This is a genomic window from bacterium endosymbiont of Bathymodiolus sp. 5 South, assembly GCF_900128535.1.
Classification (GTDB): domain Bacteria; phylum Pseudomonadota; class Gammaproteobacteria; order PS1; family Pseudothioglobaceae; genus Thiodubiliella.
The window spans coordinates 1-1112 of sequence record NZ_FQTR01000350.1; the positions used below are offsets into that span (position 1 = coordinate 1).

A 1112-nucleotide genomic window follows, 5' to 3' on the forward strand; every position below is an offset into this window, starting at 1 on the left:
AAAGATTGAATTTTCTAACCTTACCTGAACTTATTTTTTTTGTATTTTTTAAAAACTCCAATAACTTCTTTTCCGTTTCACCTTCATAAAAATAAAAAACCTGTTTTCTACTCATTACAACAACTCTTCTATTTTTGTAGTATCTGGTAGAGTTCCAAATACATCATTTTTAACAAATCCAAATAGACTTCTATCATTTTTTGTATAACCTAGCTTTTCAGGATGCATCACTTCTACAAACTCATCTTTTTTCATAAAAACATAACTATGAGACGGTAAATTCATTTCTAGAACATCATAATTATGTGAGGTATAAAACAGTTGAGAATCCCCCTTTAACTTCTCAACCATTAAATTTAACATAGATATTTCAAGTTCGGAATGAGAATGTGCCATCTTTTCATCTAAAAACAATGTTGCATTATCATTTCCTATTAAAAAACTAATAAAATTAGCAACTTCTATAGACTCTAATGTGCCCCTTGAAAATCTTTCTTCATCAAGAATTCTTCCATTATCAACAATAATATTATCGCCATTAGAAAATTTAACAATATAAGTATTTTTATTCAGCTCTTCAGGCATTTCCACAACATCAAATATTGACGGATCAAAAGTCATTAACAACTCTTTTAATAAACTTACATTAACATTGATATCTAACTCTGTCGAAGTGTTGGATGCGCTAAACATATAACTCCACTTGTGGGTTTCACCACCTATCTGATGTCCAGTTAAATAAGCAACTGATTTAAATCCAGGCTTTTCAATACCATAATTGCTTTCTTGGCTATAATTTGATTTTGGCTCTAAGGCGCTAACTTTTGCCAATGTTTTTTTAAGGTTATCTGTTTTATTCAACCCACAAGATTGATAACTTTCAAAAAACAATCCATTCTTATCAAATTCAGCTTTTAATTGGTGTATTTCTTTAGTCTCTGGTGTAATATAAGTAACTTCAAAACTGGCGTTGCTATCTTTATCGCAGATTTTTGATGGGGTATCTTCCACTGGTCTACCCGCTAAATAATTATTAATTTTACACATCATTCTACCTAACGAAGTTTTTCCAGAGGCATTAGCACCCATAAAAATACAGACTTTTTTATAGT

At 30.1% G+C, this 1112-nt stretch carries 1 protein-coding gene; it reads right to left on the minus strand.

The annotated features are described in order from the left end of the window. Window positions 1-114: 114 nt before the first annotated feature. A partial coding sequence (locus BBROOKSOX_RS11420) for an ATP-binding protein (protein WP_180324043.1) occupies window positions 115-1112 on the minus strand: 998 nt, incomplete at its 5' end.